This window comes from Streptomyces sp. NPDC031479, assembly GCF_055581065.1.
Genome location: NZ_JBVIKC010000021.1, coordinates 1 through 19,583 on the forward strand (window position 1 = coordinate 1; position 19,583 = coordinate 19,583).

Consider the following 19,583-nt stretch of genomic DNA (forward strand, 5'->3'; position numbering starts at 1 on the left):
ACCTGGGAAGGGTTCCCTCTTGTGGTCCGCCAGGCCGCGGGGGGAGAGTGTGGGGACCCCCCTCAGGGCGGGGGGGGGGGGAGCCGGGGGGGGGGGGGGGGGGGGGAACCCCCCCCCCCCCCCCCCCCTTCGCCGTGTCCGTGGCCGTGGCCAAGCGCCGGGCGCCGGGCGCGGACGGTGTCAGACGCCCCGCTCGCGCGCGGCGGCCTTGGCCGCCTTCTCCGCGGCCTCGTCGGCCTCGTACTCGGCGATGACGTCGATCGGCGGCGGCGCCTTGGCGAGGAAGACCCAGGTGAAGTACACGGCCAGCACCATCGGCGGCAGCTTCAGCGCGATCAGCACCCAGCCCAGCTGCGTGGCGTCACCCCACCAGTACAGCGGGAAGAGGATCGCGTACTTGGCGAGGAAGATGATGCCCCAGGCCAGGCTGGCCTTGGTGTAGGCCTTCTTGCGCCCCGGGTTGCGGGTGCGCCAGGACAGGTTCTCCTTGAAGACCGGTCCGAGGATCACGCCCAGCAGCGGGAAGCCCACGAGCGCCGACAGCGTGAAGGCCACGCCCAGGCCGGCACCGTAGATCATGCCCGGCAGGTAGAAGCCCTTGGCGCTGCCCGTGAACAGGGCGAAGGCCACGCCCACGCCCACGCCGAACACACCGCTGAAGGCGTGTTTGACGGTGTCCTTGCGCAGCAGCCGGACGATCACCAGCAGGACGGCCACCGCGCCCGCCGCGATGGCCGAGGACCTCACGTCCTTGTTGATCGTGTAGATCATCACGAAGAGCAGGCCGGGGAGCATCGTCTCCACGGTGCCCCGGATGCCGCCGAACGCGTCGAAGAGGGCCGCCTGCGTCACGGCCTTCTGGTCGGCCGCGGGGTCCTGCGGATTCGGCGGGGGGGACGAGCGGTCGAATGACGTCACCGGTCAGTGCTCCTGTCCGAGCGGTCGGAGTTCGTACTTCGGGTTGAAGAGGACCCGGCGCCCATGACTCATCGAGATCCGCCCGGAGGCGATCATGCGCCGCCCGGGTTCGATTCCCACGATCGAGCGACGTCCGAGCCACACCACGTCGAGCGGGGCCGAGCCGTCGAACAGCTCCGCCTCCAGGGCGGGGACGCCCGCCCTCGGACGCAGGGTGACCGTACGCAGGGTTCCGGTCACCTTGACTATCTGGCGGTCGTGGCAGTCGCAGATCCGCGTGCACCCCGCGGCTTCTGCGTCCTCCTGCAGCTCCGCCGAATGCAGCTCCTCCTGGGAGGTGGACAGCCGTTCGATCATCCGGCGGAACCGGCCCGCCGGCCGGGCCGGCTTCGCGGGCTTCTCGGGACGCGGTTCAGCACTCATACCGGAAGCCTACCGGCGCCCCCGCTACCTCTCGAAGCGGTATCCCATGCCCGGTTCGGTGATGAAGTGGCGGGGATGCGAGGGGTCGGCCTCCAGCTTGCGGCGCAGTTGCGCCATGTAGACCCGCAGGTAGTTGCTCTCCGTCCCGTACGAGGGCCCCCAGACCTCCTGGAGCAGCTGCTTCTGGCTGACGAGCTTCCCGCCGTTGCGGACCAGCACCTCCAGCAGGTGCCACTCGGTGGGGGTGAGGCGTACGTCGCGTCCCTCGCGCACCGCCTTCTTGGCGGCGAGGTCCACCGTGAACCCCTCGGTCTCGACCACCACCTCGTCCTCGGCCGCCCCGGCCGCCGGCTCGGCCCGGCGCACGGCCGCGCGCAGGCGGGCCAGCAGCTCGTCCATGCCGAAGGGCTTGGTGACGTAGTCGTCGGCGCCCGCGTCGAGGGCCTCGACCTTCTCGTCGGAGCTGTGCCGGGCGGAGAGCACCAGGATCGGCACCCTGGTCCAGCCCCGCAGCCCCCTGATCACCTCGACCCCGTCCATGTCGGGCAGGCCGAGGTCGAGGACGACCACGTCGGGGTGGCGGGCCGCCGCGAGTTCCAGGGCCTGGGCCCCGTCGGCCGCGGCGTCGACCTCGTACCGGCGCGCCTTCAGGTTGATCACGAGGGCTCGGACGATCTGCGGCTCGTCGTCCACCACGAGCACCCGGGTCATTGGGGTCCTGCTTTCTGTCGTTCGGAGTGGTCCCCGGCTCCCTTCGGAGCCGGGGCCGGTGTCTGTCCCGCGCGTGCCGCGGAGGCCGCCCCCACGGCCTCCGCCCCGTCCGCGGCCGGGGCGTCCCGGGTCGCCGCGCGCAGGGTGAGCACCATTGTCAGGCCGCCCCCGGGCGTGTCCTCGGCGGCGAGGGTGCCGTCCATCGCCTCGGCGAAGCCCCGGGCCACGGCCAGCCCGAGGCCCACCCCGGTGCCGCGCGGGGCGTCCCCGTACCGCTGGAAGGGGGCGAAGATCCTGTCCTTGGCCTCGTCCGGCACCCCGGGCCCGCGGTCCACGACCCGGACCTCGACCCGGTCGCCGAGGAAGCTGGCCGCGACGAGCACGGGTTGCCCCCGGGGGCTGTACTTGACGGCGTTCTCCACGACGTTGGCCACGCTGCGCTCCAGCAGCCCCGGGTCCACGGCCACCATCGGCAGGGATTCCGGGACGTCCAGCAGCACGCTGTCGTCCGGTACGCCGCCCAGCGCCATCGGGACCACCTCGTCGAGGTCGATCTCCCGGATCAGCGGGGTCACGGTGCCGGTCTGGAGGCGGGACATGTCCAGCAGGTTGCCCACGAGGTGGTCCAGCCGGTCGGCGCCGTCCTCGATCCCTTCGAGCAGCTCGGCCCGGTCCTCCTCGGACCACTCCACGTCATCGGAGCGCAAGGACGACACCGACGCCTTGATGGAGGCCAGGGGCGTCCGCAGGTCGTGGCTGACGGCGGCCAGCAGGGCCGTCCGGATCCGGTTGCCCTCGGCCAGCCGACGGGCCTCCTCGGCCTCCCCGACGAGCCGCTGGCGGTCCAGCACCACGGCGGCCTGGGCGGCGAACGCGCCGAGCACCCGGCGGTCCTCGGCGGGCAGCACCCGGCCGGACAGGGCCAGGGCCATGTGGTCGCCGATCGGCATGTCCACGTCGGCGTCCTCGGGCCGGGCGGCCGGGTTCGGGCCCACGCTGCAGGCCCGGGTCCAGGGCTCGACGTCCCCGGCCCGCTCCAGCAGGGCCACGGACTCCATCGCGAAGGTCTCGCGCACCCGCTCCAGCAGCGCGTCCAGGGCGGTCTCGCCGCGCAGCACGCTCCCGGCCAGGAAGGAGAGGATCTCGGACTCCGCGCGCAGCCGGGCCGCCTGGTGCGTGCGCCGGGCCGCCAGGTCCACCACGGACGCGACCGAGACCGCGACCCCGAAGAACACGACGATGGCCATGATGTTGCGCGGGTCGGAGATCGTGAACCGGTGTACCGGAGGGGCGAAGAAGTAGTTCAGCAGCAGCGAGCCGAGGGCGGCCGAGGCCAGGGCCGGCCAGAGTCCGCCCACCAGCGCGGCCGCCACCGTCAGGGCCAGGAAGAGGAGCATCTCGTTGGCCAGGCCCGGGTTCGCGTTGATGTGCGTGAGCAGGACGCACAGCAGCGCCGGGAGGACCACCCCGACCAGCCAGCCGGCCACGACCCTGGACCGTCCGAGCCGGGCGGTCGAGCGGGCCACCGGCAGCCCGCGGCCCCTGGCCACCTCCTCGTGGGTGACGATGTGCACGTCGAGGTCGGGACCCGAGTCGCGGGCCACGGTGGCGCCCACGCCCGGCCCGAGCACGTACTGCCAGGCCTTGCGGCGGCTGGAGCCCAGCACGACCTGGGTGGCGTTGACCCCGCGGGCGAATTCCAGGAGGGATTCGGGGATGTTGTCGCCGATCACATGGTGAAACGTTCCGCCAAGGTCTTCGACCAGGGTCCGCTGGACCGCGAGCTCCTTCGGCGAGGCCGAGGTGAGCCCGTCGCTGCGGGCGATGTAGACGGCGAGGACCTCGCTGCCGGAGGCCTTGGCGGCCATCCGGGAGGCCCGCCGGATCAGCGTGCGCCCCTCCGGACCGCCGGTGAGCCCGACGACGATCCGCTCACGGGCCTGCCAGGTCGAGCGGATGCCGTGCTCGCCCCGGTACTCCTGGAGGTACTCGTCCACCCGGTCGGCCACCCACAGCAGCGCCAGCTCGCGCAACGCGGTGAGGTTCCCGGGCCGGAAGTAGTTCGACAGGGCCGCGTCGACCTTGTCGGGCCGGTAGATGTTGCCGTGGGCCATCCGGCGGCGCAGGGCCTGCGGGGACATGTCGACGAGCTCGATCTGGTCCGCCCGCCGGACCACCTCGTCCGGGACGGTCTCGCGCTGGCGCACCCCGGTGATCGACTCGACCACGTCGCCGAGCGACTCCAGGTGCTGGATGTTGACGGTGGACACCACGTCGATCCCGGCCCGGAGCAGTTCCTCGACGTCCTGCCAGCGCTTGACGTTGCGCGAGCCGGGGACGTTGGTGTGGGCGAGCTCGTCCACCAGAGCGACGGCCGGCCGCCGCGCCAGCACCGCGTCCACGTCCATCTCGGTGAAGGAGGCACCGCGGTACGCGAGCTCTCTGCGCGGCACCTGTTCGAGTCCGTGCAGCACCACCTCGGTGCGCGCCCGCCCGTGGTGCTCGACGAAGCCGACGACGCAGTCGCCGCCCCGCTCCACCCGGCGGTGGCCCTCCGAGAGCATGGCGTACGTCTTGCCCACACCGGGTGCCGCGCCGAGATAGATCCTTAGCCTGCCGCGTCCCATGCGCTCATTCTCCGGGACATCACCGCAGTTCACGCACCGATCGGTCGCCCCGGACCCATCCCTGACGCATCCCTGACGCGCCGGATGCCCGGCACGCGGGGCCGGTGGGGCACGAAGGCCGGCGGGCCGGCACCGGGGAACACGAAGGCCGGCGGGCCCCGCACCGTGGAGTGCGGGGCCCGCCGGCCACGAGCGGAGCCCCGGGGACCTCACGGTCCCCCGGGGTCCCCGGCGGTCAGCGGACCTCGGTGATCTCCGGGCCGCGCTCCAGCTGGCCCATGCCGCCGGAGAAGCGGGAGCCCTCCTGGTCCTCGGCCGTCTGCACACCGTCCGGCACCATCTGGGCGTCGTTCGGCAGCTTCAGGACGATGGGGTCGCGCGGGGCCATCGGGCCCTCGCCGCGCAGGACGACGGTCTCCCGGAAGATGTTCTCCAGCACGCCGGCCGACTCCGGGCGCACCGCGCCCTGGCCGGAGATGACACCGCGCAGGAACCAGCGGGGGCCGTCGACGCCGACGAAGCGCACCAGCTGGGCGCCCGTCTGGCCGTCGGGCAGCGGAACGGGGACCTGCGCGCGCAGCTCCCAGCCCAGCGGGCCCTCGACCTCGTCGATGATGCCGCCCTGCTGGGTGATCCCCGAGGCGATCTCCTCGCGGACCTCGCCCCAGATGCCCTCCTTCTTGGGCGCGGCGAAGGCCTGGAGCTGCACCGCGCTGTCGCCGAGGACCACGGTCGCGGCCACGATCGCGTCCCCGGCGACCTCGACGCGCAGTTCCATGCCCTCGACACCGGGTACGAGGATGCCGCCCAGGTCGACCCGGCCCTCGGCCGGGTTGCCGGGCACCTCGGAAACGTCCCACGGGCCGTCGGGACGCGGGGCCGGAGGCAGGTTCAGCCTGCGCGGCTTGGCGGAGTCGAGTCCATCGGCCGGCTCATCGGCGCGCACGCCGTCGACCTGCTCGGCCGCGCCGCCGTCCTTGACGGAGTCGTTCTTCTTGCGACGTCCGAACACGTCACTGTCCTTCCCGGTCGGTTACGACCGAAGCGTAGCCATTCCCACCCTGCTGACCAGCGCCGGATCCGGCCACGGCCGCATGACCGCCGGTGGAGCCGAACCCCCCGTCGGCCCGGGCCGAGCCGGGAAGCTCCTCCACCTCGTGGAAGCGCACCTTCTCGACCCGCTGGACAACCAGCTGGGCAATGCGGTCGAAACGCTCGAACCTGACGCTCTCGCGAGGGTCGAGATTGACCACGATCACCTTGATTTCCCCACGGTACCCGGCATCCACCGTCCCCGGGGCATTCACGAGCGCGAGCCCGCAGCGGGCGGCCAGGCCCGAGCGCGGGTGCACGAAGGCGGCGTACCCGTCGGGCAGCGCGATGGAGACGCCGGTGGGCAGCACGGCCCGCTCCCCGGGTTCCAGCTCGGCGGCGACCGTGGTCACCAGGTCGCAGCCGGCGTCGCCGGGGTGACCGTAGGACGGGAGGGGCACCTCGGGGTCGACTCGGCGGATCAGCACGTCGACGTCATGACGGGGTGCGTGGTTGTTCTGGGGCATCAGGGGTTCACCTCGAAGGCGCGGGTGCGCCTGACCTGGTCCGGGTCGGCCATCGCCGCCCGGATCTCCTCGGGCCGACCGTTGTCGATGAAGTGGTCGACCTTCACCTCGATGAAGAGCGCGTCCGCGCGGACGGCGACCGGGCCGTCCGGGCCGCCTATCCGGCCCACCGCCGTGGAGTAGATCTTCCGTCCGGCGACGGCGGTGACCTCGGCCTCCAGGTACAGCACGGTGCCCACGGGCACGGGCCGCACGAAGTCCGTCTCCAGCCGGCCGGTCACCGCGATCACGCGCAGCAGCCAGTTCAGGGAGCCGAGCGTCTCGTCGAGCGCGGTCGCCAGGACCCCGCCGTGGGCGAGTCCGGGCGCGCCCTGGTGAGCGGGCCTGACGGTGAACTCGGCGGTGATGCGCACGCCCTCGCCCGCGCGGGCCTCCAGATGGAGCCCGTGCGGCTGCCCCCCGCCGCACCCGAAGCAGTGTTCGTAGTGCGCGCCGAGGAGCTCGCCGGGTGCCGGTGCGTCGGGATGCCGGACCGGCGCGGCGGCATCGGCCGGGGGCGTCAACGCTGTGTTTCGTCCACTCACAGCCGCTGACCTTACCCGCGCGGCTACCCGCCGGTCGCCTCGTGGGAGGCTTGGGTGTATGCAGCTCTCCCCCGCGCACCACGACGAACGACTGTCCGCCCCCCGCTCCTGGTGGGGCGTCGCCGCCCTGACCGGGCTGGCGTGCGCGCTGACGCTGCTCCCGCTGGGCACCCTGCCGCTGCTGGCAGGGCTGGTCGGCGGAACGGCACTGGCGGCGCTGCTGGTCAGTTCGTACGGTTCCGCGCGCGTGCGCGTGGTGAACGGCTCGCTGGCGGCGGGCGAGGCGCGGATCCCGGTGACGGCGCTCGGCGAACCGGAGGTCCTGGAGGCGGAGGAGGCCCGCGCCTGGCGCACGTACAAGGCCGACGTCCGCGCCTTCATGCTGATGCGCAGCTACGTGCCCACGGCGGTCCGCGTCGAGGTCACCGACCCGGCGGACCCGACGCCCTACGTGTACGTGTCCACCCGCGAGCCCCGGGCCCTGGCGGCGGCCATCCGCGCGGCGCAGGACGTCCCGGCCACCGGCGCCTGAGGGCGGCCCCGGTCCCCCGGCGGGGTCACGGTCCGGGGTCAGGTCCGCGGTCCGGGACCGCGTTACGGCGGCGGGCTTTCAGTGCCGCTCGCGCTCCGGGCCCTCCAGTGCGGGCCTACGTGCCCCGGGAAGGGGCTGGGAGGGGCCGTCAAGGGGCGGGGACTGCGGGAGGTACTCCCAGGGCACGGCCCGTCTGCGCAGGTCCGTACGCACCTTGTCGGCGAGTTTCCGGGTGTCCCGGCGGTTCATGACCGCGCCGACGGCAGCGCCGACCATGAACGGCATCAGGTTGGGCAGGTTGCGGAACATCCGCTTCATGATCTGCTGGCGCAGTTCGCGCTTCATCTGCCCGCCGAGCGCCGCGTTCAGCGTCGTCGGCTTGGTCAGGTCGATCCCGCGCTCCTCGGTCCATGCCGTCAGGTAGGCGGAGGTGCGGTCCTTCAGGGCGCCGGGCGGCCGCTGCCCGTAGACCTCGTGGAGCTCGGCGACGAGCTTGAGTTCGATCGCGGCGACGGCGGTGATCTCCGCGGCCAGCTCCGCCGGCATGGCGGGCGGAACCGGCAGCATCGCCGCGGCGCCGATGCCCGCGCCGACCGTCGAGGTGGCATGGGCGGCCCCGGCGATCAGCTTGTCGGCCAGTTGATCGGGGTCGAGACCCGGGAACTGCGCGCGCAGGGTCGCGAGGTCCCGGACCGGAACGCGCGGTGCGTTCTCGATGATGCGGTCGGCGATGTACAGGGCGGCGGCCTTCGCGCTTTCGCCGCCCTTGCGCACACCGTTCTTGACGGCTTGCATCCGGCCGGCCCCGGGCTTGCGCTCCCGGGACCCCTCGTCGGCCGCTGTGGCCGGCGGCACCGCCTGGGCGGTGCCGAAGGGCACGACGGTCGTGTCGAGGGGCGGGGCGGCGGGGGTGCCGGGGCCCGTTTCCGGGCCCGTGGCCACCACGCTCGTCTCCGCCGGACCGCCGGATTTCCGGAAGCGTCGCTTCCGAAAGGGCGTCGAGCCGGTCACCGCCGAGCCTCAGTCGCAGTCGCGGCAGATCGGCTGGCCGTTCTTCTCCCGTGCCAGCTGGCTGCGGTGGTGCACCAGGAAGCAGCTCATGCAGGTGAACTCGTCCGCCTGCTTCGGGAGGACCCGGACGGCCAGTTCCTCGTTGGAAAGGTCCGCACCGGGAAGCTCCAGGCTCTCGGCGCCGTCGAAGTCCTCGACGTCGACGTTCGAGGACGACTTCTCGCTGCGCCGGGCCTTCAGCTCTTCGATGCTGTCGTTGTCGACGTCATCGTCGGTCTTGCGTGGGGTGTCGTAGTCCGTTGCCATTTTTTCGCTCTCCCCCTCTGGGATTTAGCGGTGTCTCAGCGCACGTAACGCGCGAGAGGCCGGACTTGTGCCCGACCTGAGGCGGAGATTTTGCCTCACATCAAGGTCTGTTACTCAATCGACACCCAGCCGCACGCCCGAAGGAGCTTGTGGCTGGGATGACGACCGGGACCGTACACGGTCCGGGGGCCGTCTTGCACAAACGCCACCCCGTGTATTTCCCGCCACCAGGGGGGCCGGAAACCCGGACTTCCCGGGCTTTCCGGCCTCACCGGCATCACTGAACGCACATGACCGGACACTCGGCAATGTGATCGATCACACAACTACCATCCATCGTCCCACCCCGCCATTCCGCTGACAGCGAACACGGTTCCGGGTGGATCAAAGGGGCAACGTGACACGCATCACGAGGCCACCGCCCTCGCGCGGCGTCGCGAGGATGCGGCCGCCGTGTGCGCGCGCCACGGAGCGCGCGATCGACAGACCGAGCCCGACACCCTTGTCGCTGCCCGTGCGCTCCGTACGCAGCCGCCTGAAGGGCTCGAAGAGGTTGTCCACCTCGTACGCGGGAACCACCGGACCCGTGTTCGAGACGAGGAGCACCGCCTGGCCGTGCTGGACCTCGGTCGTGACCTCCACCCAGCCGCCCTCCGGCACGTTGTACCGGACGGCGTTCTGCACCAGGTTGAGGGCGATCCGCTCCAGCAGCACGCCGTTGCCCTGGACCACGGCCAGCGCCCGCTCGCCGCGGATCTCCACACCCTTGGCGGCGGCCTCCCCGCGCGCCTGGTCGATGGCGCGCGAGGCGACCTCCGCCAGGTCGACCGGTTTGCGCTCGACGATCTGGTTCTCGCTGCGGGCCAGCAGCAGCAGGCCCTCGACCAGCTGCTCGCTGCGCTCGTTGGTGGCCAGCAGGGTCTTGCCCAGCTGCTGGAGCTCCACCGGGGCTCCGGGATCCGAGAGGTGGACCTCCAGCAGCGTCCGGTTGATCGCCAGCGGGGTCCTCAGCTCGTGCGAGGCATTGGCCACGAACCGTTGCTGGGCCGTGAAGGCCCGCTCCAGCCGGTCCAGCATCTCGTCGAAGGTGTCGGCCAGCTCCTTCAGTTCGTCGTCCGGCCCGTCCAGCTCGATCCGCCGGGTCAGGTCGGAACCGACCACGCGGCGGGCGGTGCGGGTGATCTTGCCCAGCGGCGAGAGCACCCGGCCGGCCATCGCGTAGCCGAAGGCGAAGGCGATGATGCTGAGGCCCAGGAGGGCCATCAGCGACCGGCGCAGCAGGTCGTCGAGGGCGTGCTTGCGCTGGTCGAGGATGCACTGCCCGATGGCGGCGTTGAACTGGTCGATCGACTGGTCGATGCCCACCCCGGAACAGGTGGTGCTGGAGACCTCGACCTTCTGACCGCCCACGATCTTGAACGGGAGCGCGTTGCCCTCCCGCAGCGCCTGGGCGGCCAGCAGGTAGATGATCGACAGCAGCAGGATCCCGGCGATCAGGAACATGCCGCCGTACAGCAGCGTGAGCCGTATCCGGATGGTCGGTCTCAGCCAAGGGAAGGGACCCTCGGGCTGGCCGGGGTCCCAGGTCGGTTTCGGTGGCGCCGCCGGCGGCGCGGGGGTCGCGGCCATCCGGCTCAGATCCGATATCCGGAGCCGGGCACCGTCACGATGACGGGCGGCTCGCCGAGTTTGCGGCGCAGGGTCATGACGGTCACCCGGACCACGTTGGTGAACGGGTCGGTGTTCTCGTCCCAGGCCTTCTCCAGCAGCTGCTCGGCGGAGACCACGGTCCCCTCGCTGCGCATGAGCACCTCCAGCACCGCGAACTCCTTCGGCGCCAGCTGGACCTCCTTGCCCTCCCGGAACACCTCGCGCCGGTTGGGGTCCAGCTTGATCCCGGCCCGTTCCAGCACCGGCGGCAGCGCCACGGTCGTCCGCCGGCCCAGCGCCCGGACGCGGGCGGTCAGCTCGGTGAAGGCGAAGGGCTTGGGCAGGTAGTCGTCCGCCCCCAGCTCCAGGCCCTCGACCCGGTCGCTCACGTCGCCGGAGGCGGTGAGCATGAGCACCCGGGTGGGCATGCCGAGTTCGATGATCCGGCGGCAGACGTCGTCGCCGTGCACCAGGGGAAGGTCCCGGTCGAGCACGACCACGTCGTAGTCGTTCACCCCGACGCGCTCCAAGGCCGCGGCGCCGTCGTACACGACGTCCACGGCCATGGCCTCCCGGCGCAGGCCGGTGGCCACCGCATCGGCGAGCAGCTGCTCGTCCTCGACGACGAGTACGCGCACGTCGTTTCCTTCCTTCGAGCCCAGAAGGGCACACGTGTATTGCGCCTCCATCCTGCCGGTTTCGGCCGTAAACCGGCTGTAAGGCGCCCCTGAGGCCCGTCCGGGGAGGGGTGTGCGGGGTGGATGAGGGGTGTGGATGGGGTGGAGGTGAGGATTCCCTCGTCTTACGAGGTTTCTGGGACCTGGGCGCCGGGGAGGACGTCAGCACACCCCAACCACTCCCTGACGGCGGACTGCCCCGTGCTCGTCCGCCGCCGACCCACGAAGAGGGGGCGCACCCACCATGGACGCATTCACCGCGGGTCTTCTGCAGCGCATCAAAGCCACGCAGACGGACCTCAGCAAGGCCCGTGAGACGGGCGACGACTACCTCGCGGATGTGGAGCAGGCCGAGCTGGAAGATCTCCAGCGGCTCGCGGCGGAACACGGCGTCGCCGTGTCCGCCGCCTGACCCGTCGGCTTCGGAACACCGGCTCGACCCGGGCCCCGGCCGCCGTCCTCGGCGGCCGGGGCCCTTTCCGTGCCGTCAGTCGTGCCAGGCCCCGGCTTCCTCCAGCAGCGGCTGGAGCGAGGCGAACACCGCCGGGGAGGCCGCGAGCGTCAGCTCGAAGGAGGCGCGCTCCCCGGGCCGGCCGCCCGTCAGCGCGCCGGCCTCCCGGGCGATGAGCTCGCCCGCGGCCAGGTCCCACGGATTGAGCCCGCGCTCGTAATGCCCGTCGAGGCGTCCCGCGGCCACGTCACACAGGTCCAGCGCCGCCGAGCCGCCCCGCCGGATGTCCCGGACCAGCGGGATGATCCGCTGTGCGACGTCCGCCTGGTGGGCCCGCCGCGTCTGGACGTACGCGAAGCCGGTGCTCAGCAGCGCCTGGTCCAGCGGCGCGTCGGTGCGGCAGGCCAGCCGCTCGCCGCCCTTCCACGCGCCGCCCCCGAGCACGGCGTGGTACGTCTCGCCGCGCATCGGCGCCGCGACGACGCCGACCACGGTCTCGCCGTGGTACTCGGCGGCGATGGAGACGCCCCAGCTCGGCAGCCCGTAGAGGTAGTTCACCGTGCCGTCCAGCGGGTCGATGACCCAGCGGACCCCGCTCGTGCCCGGGGTGTCGGAACCCTCCTCGCCGAGCAGGCCGTCCTCGGGCCGGCGCTCCGCGAGCAGGCCCGTGATGAGCTTCTCGGCCGCGATGTCCATCTCGGTCACCACGTCGATCGGGCTGCTCTTCGTCGCCGCCACCGCCAGGTCGGCGGGGCGCCCGTCGCGCAGCAGCTCACCCGCCTGCCGGGCGGCCTCCCGGGCCACTTCCAGCAGTTCGGCCTTCAACTCTTCGGGGATCACGTTCCCTCTCCCTCACGCGTACGGGCTGTCCGCGCCCGCGGCGGCGGGCCGGGGCCCCCTCGCCGGGCAGCAGCCCACGGCACACAGATCATGACTCGGGCCCAGCAGGCCCAGCGCGCAGCGCTCCACGTCCTCGCCCCGCTCCGCCGCGGCCCGCTCCAGCAGGAGCTCGCGCACGGCCGCCGCGAACCGCGGGTCCGCGCCGACCGTCGCCGACCGGGCGACGGGCAGGCCCAGTTCGGCGGCCTTCGCCGTGGCCTCGGTGTCGAGGTCGTAGAGGACCTCCATGTGGTCGGAGACGAAGCCGATCGGCACCATCACCGCCGCCGGAGCGCCCGCCCCGTGCAGGGCCTCCAGGTGGTCGCAGATGTCGGGCTCCAGCCACGGGATGTGCGGGGCGCCGCTGCGCGACTGGTAAACGAGTTCCCAGGGCCGTTCGGTTCCCGTCTCCGCCCGGACCGCGTCGGCGATCACCCCTGCCACGTCCAGGTGCTGCCTGACGTAGGCGCCGCCCTCACCGTGCTCCTCCACGGGGCCCGAGGCGTCGGCGGCCGCGGTCGGGATGGAGTGGGTGGTGAAGACCAGGTGCGCGCCGTCGCGGACCGCGTCCGGCAGCCCGGCCAGCGAGGCGAGCACGCCGTCGATCATGGGCTGCACGAAGCCGGGGTGGTTGAAGTAGTGCCGCAGCTTGTCGACCCGGGGCAGTTCGGCCACGCCCTCCTCGGCGAGGGCCGCCAGGGCGTCCGCGAGGTTCTCGCGGTACTGGCGGCAGCCCGAGTACGAGGCGTAGGCGCTGGTGGCCAGGACGGCGATGCGGCGGCGCCCGTCGGCGGCCATCTCGCGCAGCACGTCGGTCAGGTACGGGGCCCAGTTCCGGTTGCCCCAGTACACGGGCAGGTCCAGCCCGTGCCCGGCGAAGTCCTTGCGCAGCGCGTCCAGCAGCTCGCGGTTCTGCCCGTTGATGGGGCTGACGCCGCCGAAGCCGAAGTAGTGCTGCCCGACCTCCTTGAGCCGCTCGCGCGGGATCCCGCGCCCGCGGGTGACGTTCTCCAGGAACGGCACGACGTCGTCGGGTCCCTCGGGGCCGCCGAAGGACAGCAGCAGGAGGGCGTCGTAGGGAGCGGCGAGGCCTTCGGCCACGGGCGCTTCGGGGGCACGGAGCTGGTCTGACATGCCTCGAATCCTGCCACCCGGGCTTCGCCGGGGAGAACCGCCCGGTCCGCATCGCGGACGCGTCGCAGGTAAGGTGACCCTAAGTTCACTTGGCCGGACGGGACTCCCGCGTCCGGTCCCCGTGCGGGTCCCGTGACGGCGGCCGTAACCTGTATGGGCCGACGACGTCCCTTACGGAGACACCTTGCCCAGTCCCTATCGCGCGATCTTCGCGGCCCCCGGCACCAAGGGGTTCAGTGCCGCCGGCCTCATAGGCCGGCTGCCGATCTCCATGGTGGGCGTCGGTATCCTGACGATGATCTCCGAGATCACCGGGCGCTACGCGATGGCCAGCGCCCTGACCGGCACCCTGGCCCTCGCCGCCGCGGTGATCGGCCCCCAGGTCTCCCGGCTGGTCGACCAGTACGGACAGCGCCGGGTCCTGCGCCCCGCCACGCTGGTCTCCGTCGCCGCGGTCACCGGACTGCTGCTGGCCGCCGCGAACGGCCTCCCCGACTGGACCCTCTTCGTCTTCGCCGCGATCGCGGGCTGCGTACCGAGCGTCGGCTCGATGGTCCGCGCCCGCTGGACCACGCTCTACCGGGACTCCCCCCGCGAGCTGCACACCGCGTACTCCTTCGAGTCCGTCGTCGACGAGGTCTGCTTCATCTTCGGCCCGATCCTCGCCATCGGACTCTCCACCACCTGGTTCCCCGAGGCCGGACCGCTGATCGCGGCCGTCTGCCTGCTCGTCGGCGTCTGGCTGCTCACCGCGCAGCGCTCCACCGAGCCCGCCCCGCACCCGCGCGGGGCGGAGGCGAAGCACACGTCGGCCCTGCGCTCCCCCGGTCTGCAGGTGCTGACGGCCACCTTCGTGGCCACCGGTGCGATCTTCGGCTCCATCGACGTGTCCACCCTGGCCTTCGCCGAGGAGCAGGGCCACAAGTCCGCCGCCAGCTTCATTCTGGCCATCTGGGCGGCCGGATCCTGCCTGGCCGGCATCGTCTTCGGGCTGCTCCATCTCAAGGGCCGGACAGAACGCAGGTGGGTACTGGGCATCTGTGCGATGGCCGTGAGTATGATCCCCCTCCTACTGGCCGGGAACCTTCCGTTTCTGGCCGTGGCGCTCTTCGTCTCGGGCCTCGCCATCGCTCCCACGATGATCACCACGATGGCCCTGATCGAAGCGCACGTACCACGCGCGAAGCTCACCGAGGGCATGACCTGGATCAGCACCGGCCTGGCGGTCGGGGTCGCGGTCGGCTCCTCCGTGACCGGCCTCGTCATCGACGCGGCCGGCGCCCAGCGCGGGTACGTCGTCTCGATCGCGGCGGGGACGGCCGCGGCGGCGGTGGCGTTCGCGGGTTACCGCCGGCTGACGAGGCCGGCGCAAGGGGAGGAGCCTTCCACCGATGGCGACGGGGACAACAGCGCAGAAGCACCGGCGGACCACGTGGCATAACTGGGCGGGCAACATCGCCGCCACGCCCGCGCGGGTGGTGAGCCCGGCCTCGGTCGGGGAGCTCCAGGAGGCGGTCCGCAGGGCCGCCGAGGAGGGGCTGCGGGTGAAGGCGGTCGGCACCGGCCATTCCTTCACCGCGGCGGCGGCGACCGACGGCGTGCTCGTACGGCCTCAGGCCCTGGCCGGGATCCTGTCCGTCGACCGGGCCGCCGGGACGGTCACGGTGGCGGCCGGCACGGTCCTCAAGGACCTCAACCTGGCCCTGGCCGCCCAGGGACTGTCGCTCACGAACATGGGCGACATCATGGAACAGACCGTGTCGGGCGCCACCAGCACCGGCACCCACGGCACCGGCCGCGACTCGGCCTCGATCGCCGCCCAGATCCGCGGCCTGGAGCTGGTCACCGCGGACGGCCGGGTCCTGGCCTGCTCGGAGAAGGAGAACCCGGAGGTCTTCGCCGCCGCCCGGCTCGGCATCGGCGCCCTGGGCATCGTCACCGCGATCACCTTCGCGGTCGAGCCGCTCTTCTTCCTGACCGCCCGTGAGGAGCCCATGGGCTTCGACCGGGTGACCGCCGAGTTCGACCAGCACGCCGCGGAGAACGAGCACTTCGAGTTCTACTGGTTCCCGCACACCGGCAACTGCAACACCAAGCGGAACAACCGCAGCCAGGGCCCGGCCGCCCCGCCCGGCGCCGTCAGCGCCTGGGTGGAGGACGAACTGCTCTCCAACGGCGTCTTCCAGGCCGTCAACTCGCTGGGCCGCGCCGTCCCGGCGGCCGTCCCCACGATCGCCCGGGTGGCCAGCCGCGCCCTGTCGGCGCGCACCTACACGGACATCCCGTACAAGGTGTTCACCAGCCCGCGCCGGGTGCGCTTCGTGGAGATGGAGTACGCCCTTCCGCGCGAGCGGCTGGTCGAGGCGCTGCGGGAGCTCAAGGCGATGGTCGACCGCTCCCCGCTGCGGATCAGCTTCCCCGTGGAGGTGCGCACGGCCCCTGCCGACGACATCACCCTGTCCACGGCCTCGGGCCGGGAGAGCGCGTACATCGCGGTGCACATGTACAAGGGCACCCCGTACCAGGCCTACTTCACGGCCGCGGAGCGCATCTTCACCGCGCACGGCGGACGGCCGCACTGGGGCAAGGTGCACACCCGGGACGCCGAGTACCTCGCCGGGGTCTACCCGCGCTTCGGGGAGTTCACCGCGCTGCGCGACCGGCTCGACCCGGACCGGGTGTTCGGCAACGACTACCTGCGGCGCGTGCTCGGCGAGTGAACCCCGGGGGGCGCCCCCGCTCAGGGGGTGCCCCCGCCCGGCCGCTCCGCGCCGTCGGCGCCCTGTCCGGTTCCGGAGTCCGTAACGCCTCCGGTGCCGGAGCCCGTTCCGGTGCCGGTGCCGGAGCCCGTTCCGGTGCCGCCGGTGCCGGGCGTCGGACCGGGCGGGGCGGCGGACTTCGAGGGCGTGACGGCCGGGGAGGCCGACGGGGCCGAGGGCGTCGCGGAGGGCGTCCCTCCCGGGCCGGGGCTCCGCCCGCCGGAACCGCGGGAGGCGGAGGGGTCCGGGGAGGGGCCGGACCCGGGGGTCTTCCCGTCCTTCCCCCCGCGCTCGTCGGCGCCGCCGCCGTCCCGCCCGTCCCCGGGCCGGTGGTCGGGGGCCTTGCGGGTGCCGCCCGACAGCAGGGTGGCGCCGTCGCTGCTGATCGAGGTGCCGGCGACGGCCTCGTAGGTCCCGAGGCCGCCGATGGCGAGGACGAACGCCGCCCCGGAGGCCACCGCCGTCCGCTTCCAGCCCCGTACGCGGGTGCCGTACACGGTGGCCTCGCCGAACTCCTCCGTGATGTCGCCGGGGCCGGGCGCCGGCCCGGCGGCGGAGGACTGCACCCGAGCGGCCCCGGCGCGGGCGCTCCCGCGCAGTTGGTCGCCGGTGCGCCGGAAGACGTGCTGGATGACCGGGCCGCCCGCGGTGGCGACCACGCTCACGACGCCGGCGCCCAGGATGGTCCCGTAGACGCCCATTTTCGAGGCGAGCAGGGCCGCCGCGACCGTCGCCAGGGAGGAGCCCGCGATCTGGGTGACGCTCAGATCGAGCTTCCGGCCTCCGGACTCCTCCGGTTCGGTTTCCCCTGCCGCCTTCTGACCCATCGCCATCCCGGGTGTGTCCTGCCTCTCGCGCTTCTCCTCTTCCAGCAGTTACTGACACCTGGGCGAAAGGGATAGTTCCGCTTCTGGGGATTCTGTGAAGCAAGACACCCCAAAACGGACCGGCTTGCAGGTGGGCCCCCTCGCGGACCCGATTTCGGGCAGCCCAACTCCCGCCACCCCGGACAACTTCGGCGGCGCGGCGGTCCACCCAGGTGGCCCGAATGGAGTACTGTGGCGAGCCCTGGGGCCGTCCTTCCTTACGGATGTCCGGACTCGGGAGAGGGGGCCGACAGATGGAGAAACGGCACTCAAGACCGGTGATGCCGCGGTATCGCACGGGCTCCTGCTGCGCACAGTAACCATTCGGTCACTGTGCGTGCCCAACAGGTAACCGTGCCATAACGTCGATCAAGGGCGCATGCCCGACACGCCGGTTTAACTCGGCAAGGTTGTGGCAGGCTGCACCCGGGCAGGCCACACTCGACTAGCGGAAGCAGCGACGCACGTGACGTCGGCAGGCACCACCCGGGAGGTCCCCATGCCCGAACTGCGTGTCGTGGCCGTCTCAAATGACGGCACACGACTGGTGCTCAAGGCTGCGGACAGCACGGAGTACACGCTTCCGATCGACGAGCGGCTGCGGGCTGCCGTGCGCAATGACCGCGCGCGCCTGAACCAGATCGAGATCGAGGTGGAGAGCCACCTCCGCCCCCGGGACATCCAGGCCCGCATACGGGCCGGTGCCTCCGCGGAGGAGGTCGCGCAGCTCGCCGGCATCCCGGTCGACCGGGTCCGCCGCTTCGAGGGCCCCGTCCTGGCCGAGCGCGCCTTCATGGCGGAGCGGGCCCGCAAGACCCCCGTGCGCCGCCCCGGCGAGAACACCGGGCCGCAGCTCGGCGAGGCCGTGCAGGAACGGCTCACCCTGCGGGGGGCCGACAAGGACTCCGTCCAGTGGGACTCCTGGCGCCGCGACGACGGCACCTGGGAAGTACTGCTGGTCTACCGGGTGGCCACCGAACCGCACTCCGCGAGCTGGACGTACGACCCGCCGCGCCGGCTGGTCGTGGCCGTGGACGACGAGGCGCGCTCCCTGATCGGCGAGGCGGACGACCTGCCCTCGACCCCGGAGCCGACCTTCCCCTTCGTGCCGAGGATCGCCCGGCTGCCGCGGGACCGGCCGCTGGACCGTACCCTCGACCGGCCGCTGGACCGCGCTCTCGACCGGCCCATGGACCGAGCCCTCGACCGGCAGCTCGAACGGGTCGAGGGGCGCGCCGCTCCCGTGCCCGTCCAGGAACCGGAGGAGGAGCGGGACACGCTGACCAGCCTGCTGGAAGCGGTCCCGAGTTTCCGGGGCGACCTGGTGGTCCCGGACCACACCGACCGGGCCGAGGTCCCCGCCGAGGAGGCCGAGAGCGAGGAGCCCCCGGCCGCCGCGTCGGCCGGTGCCGGCACGGCGTACGCCGACGTGCTGATGCCCCGTACGGTCGCGGGCCACCGCGACCGGCTGACCGGAACGACGGACCGGCAGGCCGAGGCCGACGGGGTCCGCCCGGGGCGCCGCGCGGCGGTGCCCAGCTGGGACGAGATCGTCTTCGGCACCCGGCGCAAGAAGCAGGAGTAGCCGCCGGGCCGGCGCCCCGGGCGGGGCGCCGGCCCGGCGTGCCCGTCAGGGGTTCGGGCCCGTGGCCACCGGCCGCGCCGGGTCGGCGGACCAGTGCGACCAGCTGCCCGCGTAGAGGCCCGACTCGATTCCCGCCACCTCCAGGGCCAGCACCTCGTGCGCTCCGGACACCCCGGAGCCGCAGTACACGCCCACCTCGGCGCCCCCGGTGGCACCCAGCCCGGCGAACCGCGCGCGCAGCGCCTCGGCCGGCAGGAACAGGCCGTCCGGGCCGACGTTCTCCGTGGTCGGGGCCGACACGGCGCCCGGGATGTGGCCGCCGACCGGATCGATGGGCTCCACCTCACCGCGGTACCGCTCTCCGGCACGGGCGTCGAGCAGCAGTCCCGTGCGGGCGAGCGAGGCCGCCGCGTCGGCGTCCAGCAGCCCCCGAGCCCCTGGGTTTGGCTTGAAATCGCCCTCCACGGGAGTGGGCGTGTCGGCGGTTACCTCACCGGCCGCGGCCGTCCACGCGGCCAGGCCCCCGTCCAGGACGCGCACGTCGGGGTGACCCGTCCAGCCCAGCAGCCACCAGGCACGTGCGGCGGCCCAGCCCTGCCCGCCGTCGTACACGACCACCGGCACGTCCGAGCGGACCCCGGCCCGGCGCATCACGGCACCGAAGGCCTCCGGGTCCGGCAGCGGGTGACGGCCGCCCGACCCGGGCGGACCTGCCAGTTCGCGGTCGAGGTCGACGTACACCGCACCGGGCAGGTGCCCGGCCTCGTAGGCGGGGCGCTGGTCGGGGCCGCCCAGCTGCCAGCGGATGTCCAGGAGCACCGGCGGCCGGGAACCGGCCATCTCGCTCATCAGTTCGGAGGCCGAGAGAATCGCAGTCATGGGGTCATCCTCCTCCCCCGCCCGGCCCCGCG

Annotated in this window: 20 protein-coding genes; 5 read left to right on the forward strand and 15 right to left on the reverse strand. The window is 72.7% G+C overall.

The annotated features are described in order from the left end of the window. Window positions 1-180: 180 nt before the first annotated feature. From ACZ5D2_RS22910 to ACZ5D2_RS22940, 7 genes are all read right to left on the reverse strand, one after another. On the reverse strand, window positions 181-918 hold the full coding sequence (locus tag ACZ5D2_RS22910; RefSeq protein WP_468931522.1) for a DUF3159 domain-containing protein: 738 nt from the start codon (window positions 916-918) through the stop codon (window positions 181-183). Between the two features lie 3 nt (window positions 919-921). Then, on the reverse strand, window positions 922-1,341 hold the full coding sequence (locus tag ACZ5D2_RS22915; RefSeq protein ID WP_078950496.1) for an OB-fold nucleic acid binding domain-containing protein: 420 nt from the start codon (window positions 1,339-1,341) through the stop codon (window positions 922-924). A 24-nt stretch (window positions 1,342-1,365) separates the two neighbouring features. Next, window positions 1,366-2,052 carry a response regulator gene (locus ACZ5D2_RS22920; protein ID WP_371676287.1) on the reverse strand — a complete coding sequence of 229 codons (687 nt, stop codon included), beginning with the start codon at window positions 2,050-2,052 and terminating at the stop codon, window positions 1,366-1,368. Then, window positions 2,049-4,679 (reverse strand): DUF4118 domain-containing protein, encoded by a 2,631-nt coding sequence (locus ACZ5D2_RS22925; protein WP_371676288.1) that lies wholly within the window; start codon window positions 4,677-4,679, stop codon window positions 2,049-2,051. The genes ACZ5D2_RS22920 and ACZ5D2_RS22925 overlap by 4 nt, the downstream gene beginning before the upstream one ends. Window positions 4,680-4,914: 235 nt before the next feature. Further along, on the reverse strand, window positions 4,915-5,691 hold the full coding sequence (locus ACZ5D2_RS22930) for a DUF3710 domain-containing protein (protein WP_371676289.1): 777 nt from the start codon (window positions 5,689-5,691) through the stop codon (window positions 4,915-4,917). Between the two features lies 1 nt (window position 5,692). Next, window positions 5,693-6,238, reverse strand: a complete 546-nt coding sequence (gene dut, locus ACZ5D2_RS22935) for a dUTP diphosphatase (RefSeq protein ID WP_371676290.1) — start codon at window positions 6,236-6,238, stop codon at window positions 5,693-5,695. After that, window positions 6,238-6,822 carry a PaaI family thioesterase gene (locus ACZ5D2_RS22940; RefSeq protein WP_371676291.1) on the reverse strand — a complete coding sequence of 195 codons (585 nt, stop codon included), beginning with the start codon at window positions 6,820-6,822 and terminating at the stop codon, window positions 6,238-6,240. Before ACZ5D2_RS22940 ends, dut begins: the two co-directional genes overlap by 1 nt. Before the next feature lie 58 nt (window positions 6,823-6,880). Here ACZ5D2_RS22940 and ACZ5D2_RS22945 point away from each other — a divergent pair, with 58 nt between their 5' ends. Next, window positions 6,881-7,354 (forward strand): DUF3093 domain-containing protein, encoded by a 474-nt coding sequence (locus ACZ5D2_RS22945; protein ID WP_371676292.1) that lies wholly within the window; start codon window positions 6,881-6,883, stop codon window positions 7,352-7,354. Window positions 7,355-7,432: 78 nt separating this feature from the next. Here the strand turns inward: ACZ5D2_RS22945 and ACZ5D2_RS22950 are convergent, their stop codons facing one another. The 4 genes from ACZ5D2_RS22950 to ACZ5D2_RS22965 all read right to left on the reverse strand — a co-directional run bounded on the left by ACZ5D2_RS22950 (window position 7,433) and on the right by ACZ5D2_RS22965 (window position 10,959). Beyond that, window positions 7,433-8,365 (reverse strand): hypothetical protein, encoded by a 933-nt coding sequence (locus ACZ5D2_RS22950; RefSeq protein WP_371676293.1) that lies wholly within the window; start codon window positions 8,363-8,365, stop codon window positions 7,433-7,435. A gap of 9 nt (window positions 8,366-8,374) precedes the next feature. Next, entirely contained in the window at window positions 8,375-8,671 is a 297-nt protein-coding gene (locus tag ACZ5D2_RS22955) for a DUF4193 domain-containing protein (protein ID WP_030235196.1), read from the reverse strand. 384 nt (window positions 8,672-9,055) lie between these two features. After that, window positions 9,056-10,300, reverse strand: a complete 1,245-nt coding sequence (locus ACZ5D2_RS22960) for a sensor histidine kinase (RefSeq protein ID WP_266842925.1) — start codon at window positions 10,298-10,300, stop codon at window positions 9,056-9,058. Window positions 10,301-10,305: 5 nt separating this feature from the next. Beyond that, a complete protein-coding gene (locus ACZ5D2_RS22965; RefSeq protein WP_030235203.1) occupies window positions 10,306-10,959 on the reverse strand; it encodes a response regulator transcription factor in 654 nt (217 codons plus the stop codon). Between the two features lie 283 nt (window positions 10,960-11,242). Between ACZ5D2_RS22965 and ACZ5D2_RS22970 the strand changes: the two genes are divergently transcribed. Then, on the forward strand, window positions 11,243-11,410 hold the full coding sequence (locus ACZ5D2_RS22970; protein WP_371676294.1) for a hypothetical protein: 168 nt from the start codon (window positions 11,243-11,245) through the stop codon (window positions 11,408-11,410). 75 nt (window positions 11,411-11,485) lie between these two features. Here the strand turns inward: ACZ5D2_RS22970 and ACZ5D2_RS22975 are convergent, their stop codons facing one another. Both ACZ5D2_RS22975 and ACZ5D2_RS22980 read right to left on the reverse strand, forming a co-directional pair. After that, window positions 11,486-12,289, reverse strand: a complete 804-nt coding sequence (locus tag ACZ5D2_RS22975; RefSeq protein WP_371676295.1) for an inositol monophosphatase family protein — start codon at window positions 12,287-12,289, stop codon at window positions 11,486-11,488. 12 nt (window positions 12,290-12,301) lie between these two features. Further along, the gene (locus ACZ5D2_RS22980; RefSeq protein ID WP_371676296.1) at window positions 12,302-13,462 is read right to left on the reverse strand and encodes a ferrochelatase; all 1,161 of its coding nucleotides are present in this window, start codon (window positions 13,460-13,462) and stop codon (window positions 12,302-12,304) included. A 184-nt stretch (window positions 13,463-13,646) separates the two neighbouring features. Here ACZ5D2_RS22980 and ACZ5D2_RS22985 point away from each other — a divergent pair, with 184 nt between their 5' ends. Next, window positions 13,647-14,903 carry an MFS transporter gene (locus ACZ5D2_RS22985; RefSeq protein ID WP_468931532.1) on the forward strand — a complete coding sequence of 419 codons (1,257 nt, stop codon included), beginning with the start codon at window positions 13,647-13,649 and terminating at the stop codon, window positions 14,901-14,903. Beyond that, window positions 14,854-16,182 (forward strand): D-arabinono-1,4-lactone oxidase, encoded by a 1,329-nt coding sequence (locus ACZ5D2_RS22990; protein WP_468931535.1) that lies wholly within the window; start codon window positions 14,854-14,856, stop codon window positions 16,180-16,182. The genes ACZ5D2_RS22985 and ACZ5D2_RS22990 overlap by 50 nt, the downstream gene beginning before the upstream one ends. 20 nt (window positions 16,183-16,202) lie before the next feature. Here ACZ5D2_RS22990 and ACZ5D2_RS22995 read toward each other — a convergent pair whose 3' ends face one another. Then, entirely contained in the window at window positions 16,203-17,054 is an 852-nt protein-coding gene (locus tag ACZ5D2_RS22995; RefSeq protein ID WP_371676299.1) for a hypothetical protein, read from the reverse strand. Between the two features lie 532 nt (window positions 17,055-17,586). Between ACZ5D2_RS22995 and sepH the strand changes: the two genes are divergently transcribed. Beyond that, window positions 17,587-18,672 carry a septation protein SepH gene (gene sepH, locus ACZ5D2_RS23000; RefSeq protein WP_468931538.1) on the forward strand — a complete coding sequence of 362 codons (1,086 nt, stop codon included), beginning with the start codon at window positions 17,587-17,589 and terminating at the stop codon, window positions 18,670-18,672. A gap of 45 nt (window positions 18,673-18,717) precedes the next feature. Here the strand turns inward: sepH and ACZ5D2_RS23005 are convergent, their stop codons facing one another. Continuing rightward, window positions 18,718-19,551 carry a sulfurtransferase gene (locus ACZ5D2_RS23005; RefSeq protein WP_468931541.1) on the reverse strand — a complete coding sequence of 278 codons (834 nt, stop codon included), beginning with the start codon at window positions 19,549-19,551 and terminating at the stop codon, window positions 18,718-18,720. Between the last annotated feature and the right edge of the window lie 32 nt (window positions 19,552-19,583).

What these genes read in the sequence shown, in the direction of transcription:
- ACZ5D2_RS22915 (WP_078950496.1), bottom strand. Translation starts at nt 1,341, where the DNA reads ATGAGTGCTGAACCGCGTCCCGAGAAGCCCGCGAAGCCGGCCCGGCCG.
- ACZ5D2_RS22920 (WP_371676287.1), bottom strand. Translation starts at nt 2,052, where the DNA reads ATGACCCGGGTGCTCGTGGTGGACGACGAGCCGCAGATCGTCCGAGCC.
- ACZ5D2_RS22925 (WP_371676288.1), bottom strand. Translation starts at nt 4,679, where the DNA reads ATGGGACGCGGCAGGCTAAGGATCTATCTCGGCGCGGCACCCGGTGTG.
- dut (WP_371676290.1), bottom strand. Translation starts at nt 6,238, where the DNA reads ATGCCCCAGAACAACCACGCACCCCGTCATGACGTCGACGTGCTGATC.
- ACZ5D2_RS22945 (WP_371676292.1), top strand. Translation starts at nt 6,881, where the DNA reads ATGCAGCTCTCCCCCGCGCACCACGACGAACGACTGTCCGCCCCCCGC.
- ACZ5D2_RS22955 (WP_030235196.1), bottom strand. Translation starts at nt 8,671, where the DNA reads ATGGCAACGGACTACGACACCCCACGCAAGACCGACGATGACGTCGAC.
- ACZ5D2_RS22960 (WP_266842925.1), bottom strand. Translation starts at nt 10,300, where the DNA reads ATGGCCGCGACCCCCGCGCCGCCGGCGGCGCCACCGAAACCGACCTGG.
- ACZ5D2_RS22970 (WP_371676294.1), top strand. Translation starts at nt 11,243, where the DNA reads ATGGACGCATTCACCGCGGGTCTTCTGCAGCGCATCAAAGCCACGCAG.
- ACZ5D2_RS22980 (WP_371676296.1), bottom strand. Translation starts at nt 13,462, where the DNA reads ATGTCAGACCAGCTCCGTGCCCCCGAAGCGCCCGTGGCCGAAGGCCTC.
- ACZ5D2_RS22990 (WP_468931535.1), top strand. Translation starts at nt 14,854, where the DNA reads ATGGCGACGGGGACAACAGCGCAGAAGCACCGGCGGACCACGTGGCAT.
- ACZ5D2_RS22995 (WP_371676299.1), bottom strand. Translation starts at nt 17,054, where the DNA reads ATGGCGATGGGTCAGAAGGCGGCAGGGGAAACCGAACCGGAGGAGTCC.
- sepH (WP_468931538.1), top strand. Translation starts at nt 17,587, where the DNA reads ATGCCCGAACTGCGTGTCGTGGCCGTCTCAAATGACGGCACACGACTG.
- ACZ5D2_RS23005 (WP_468931541.1), bottom strand. Translation starts at nt 19,551, where the DNA reads ATGACTGCGATTCTCTCGGCCTCCGAACTGATGAGCGAGATGGCCGGT.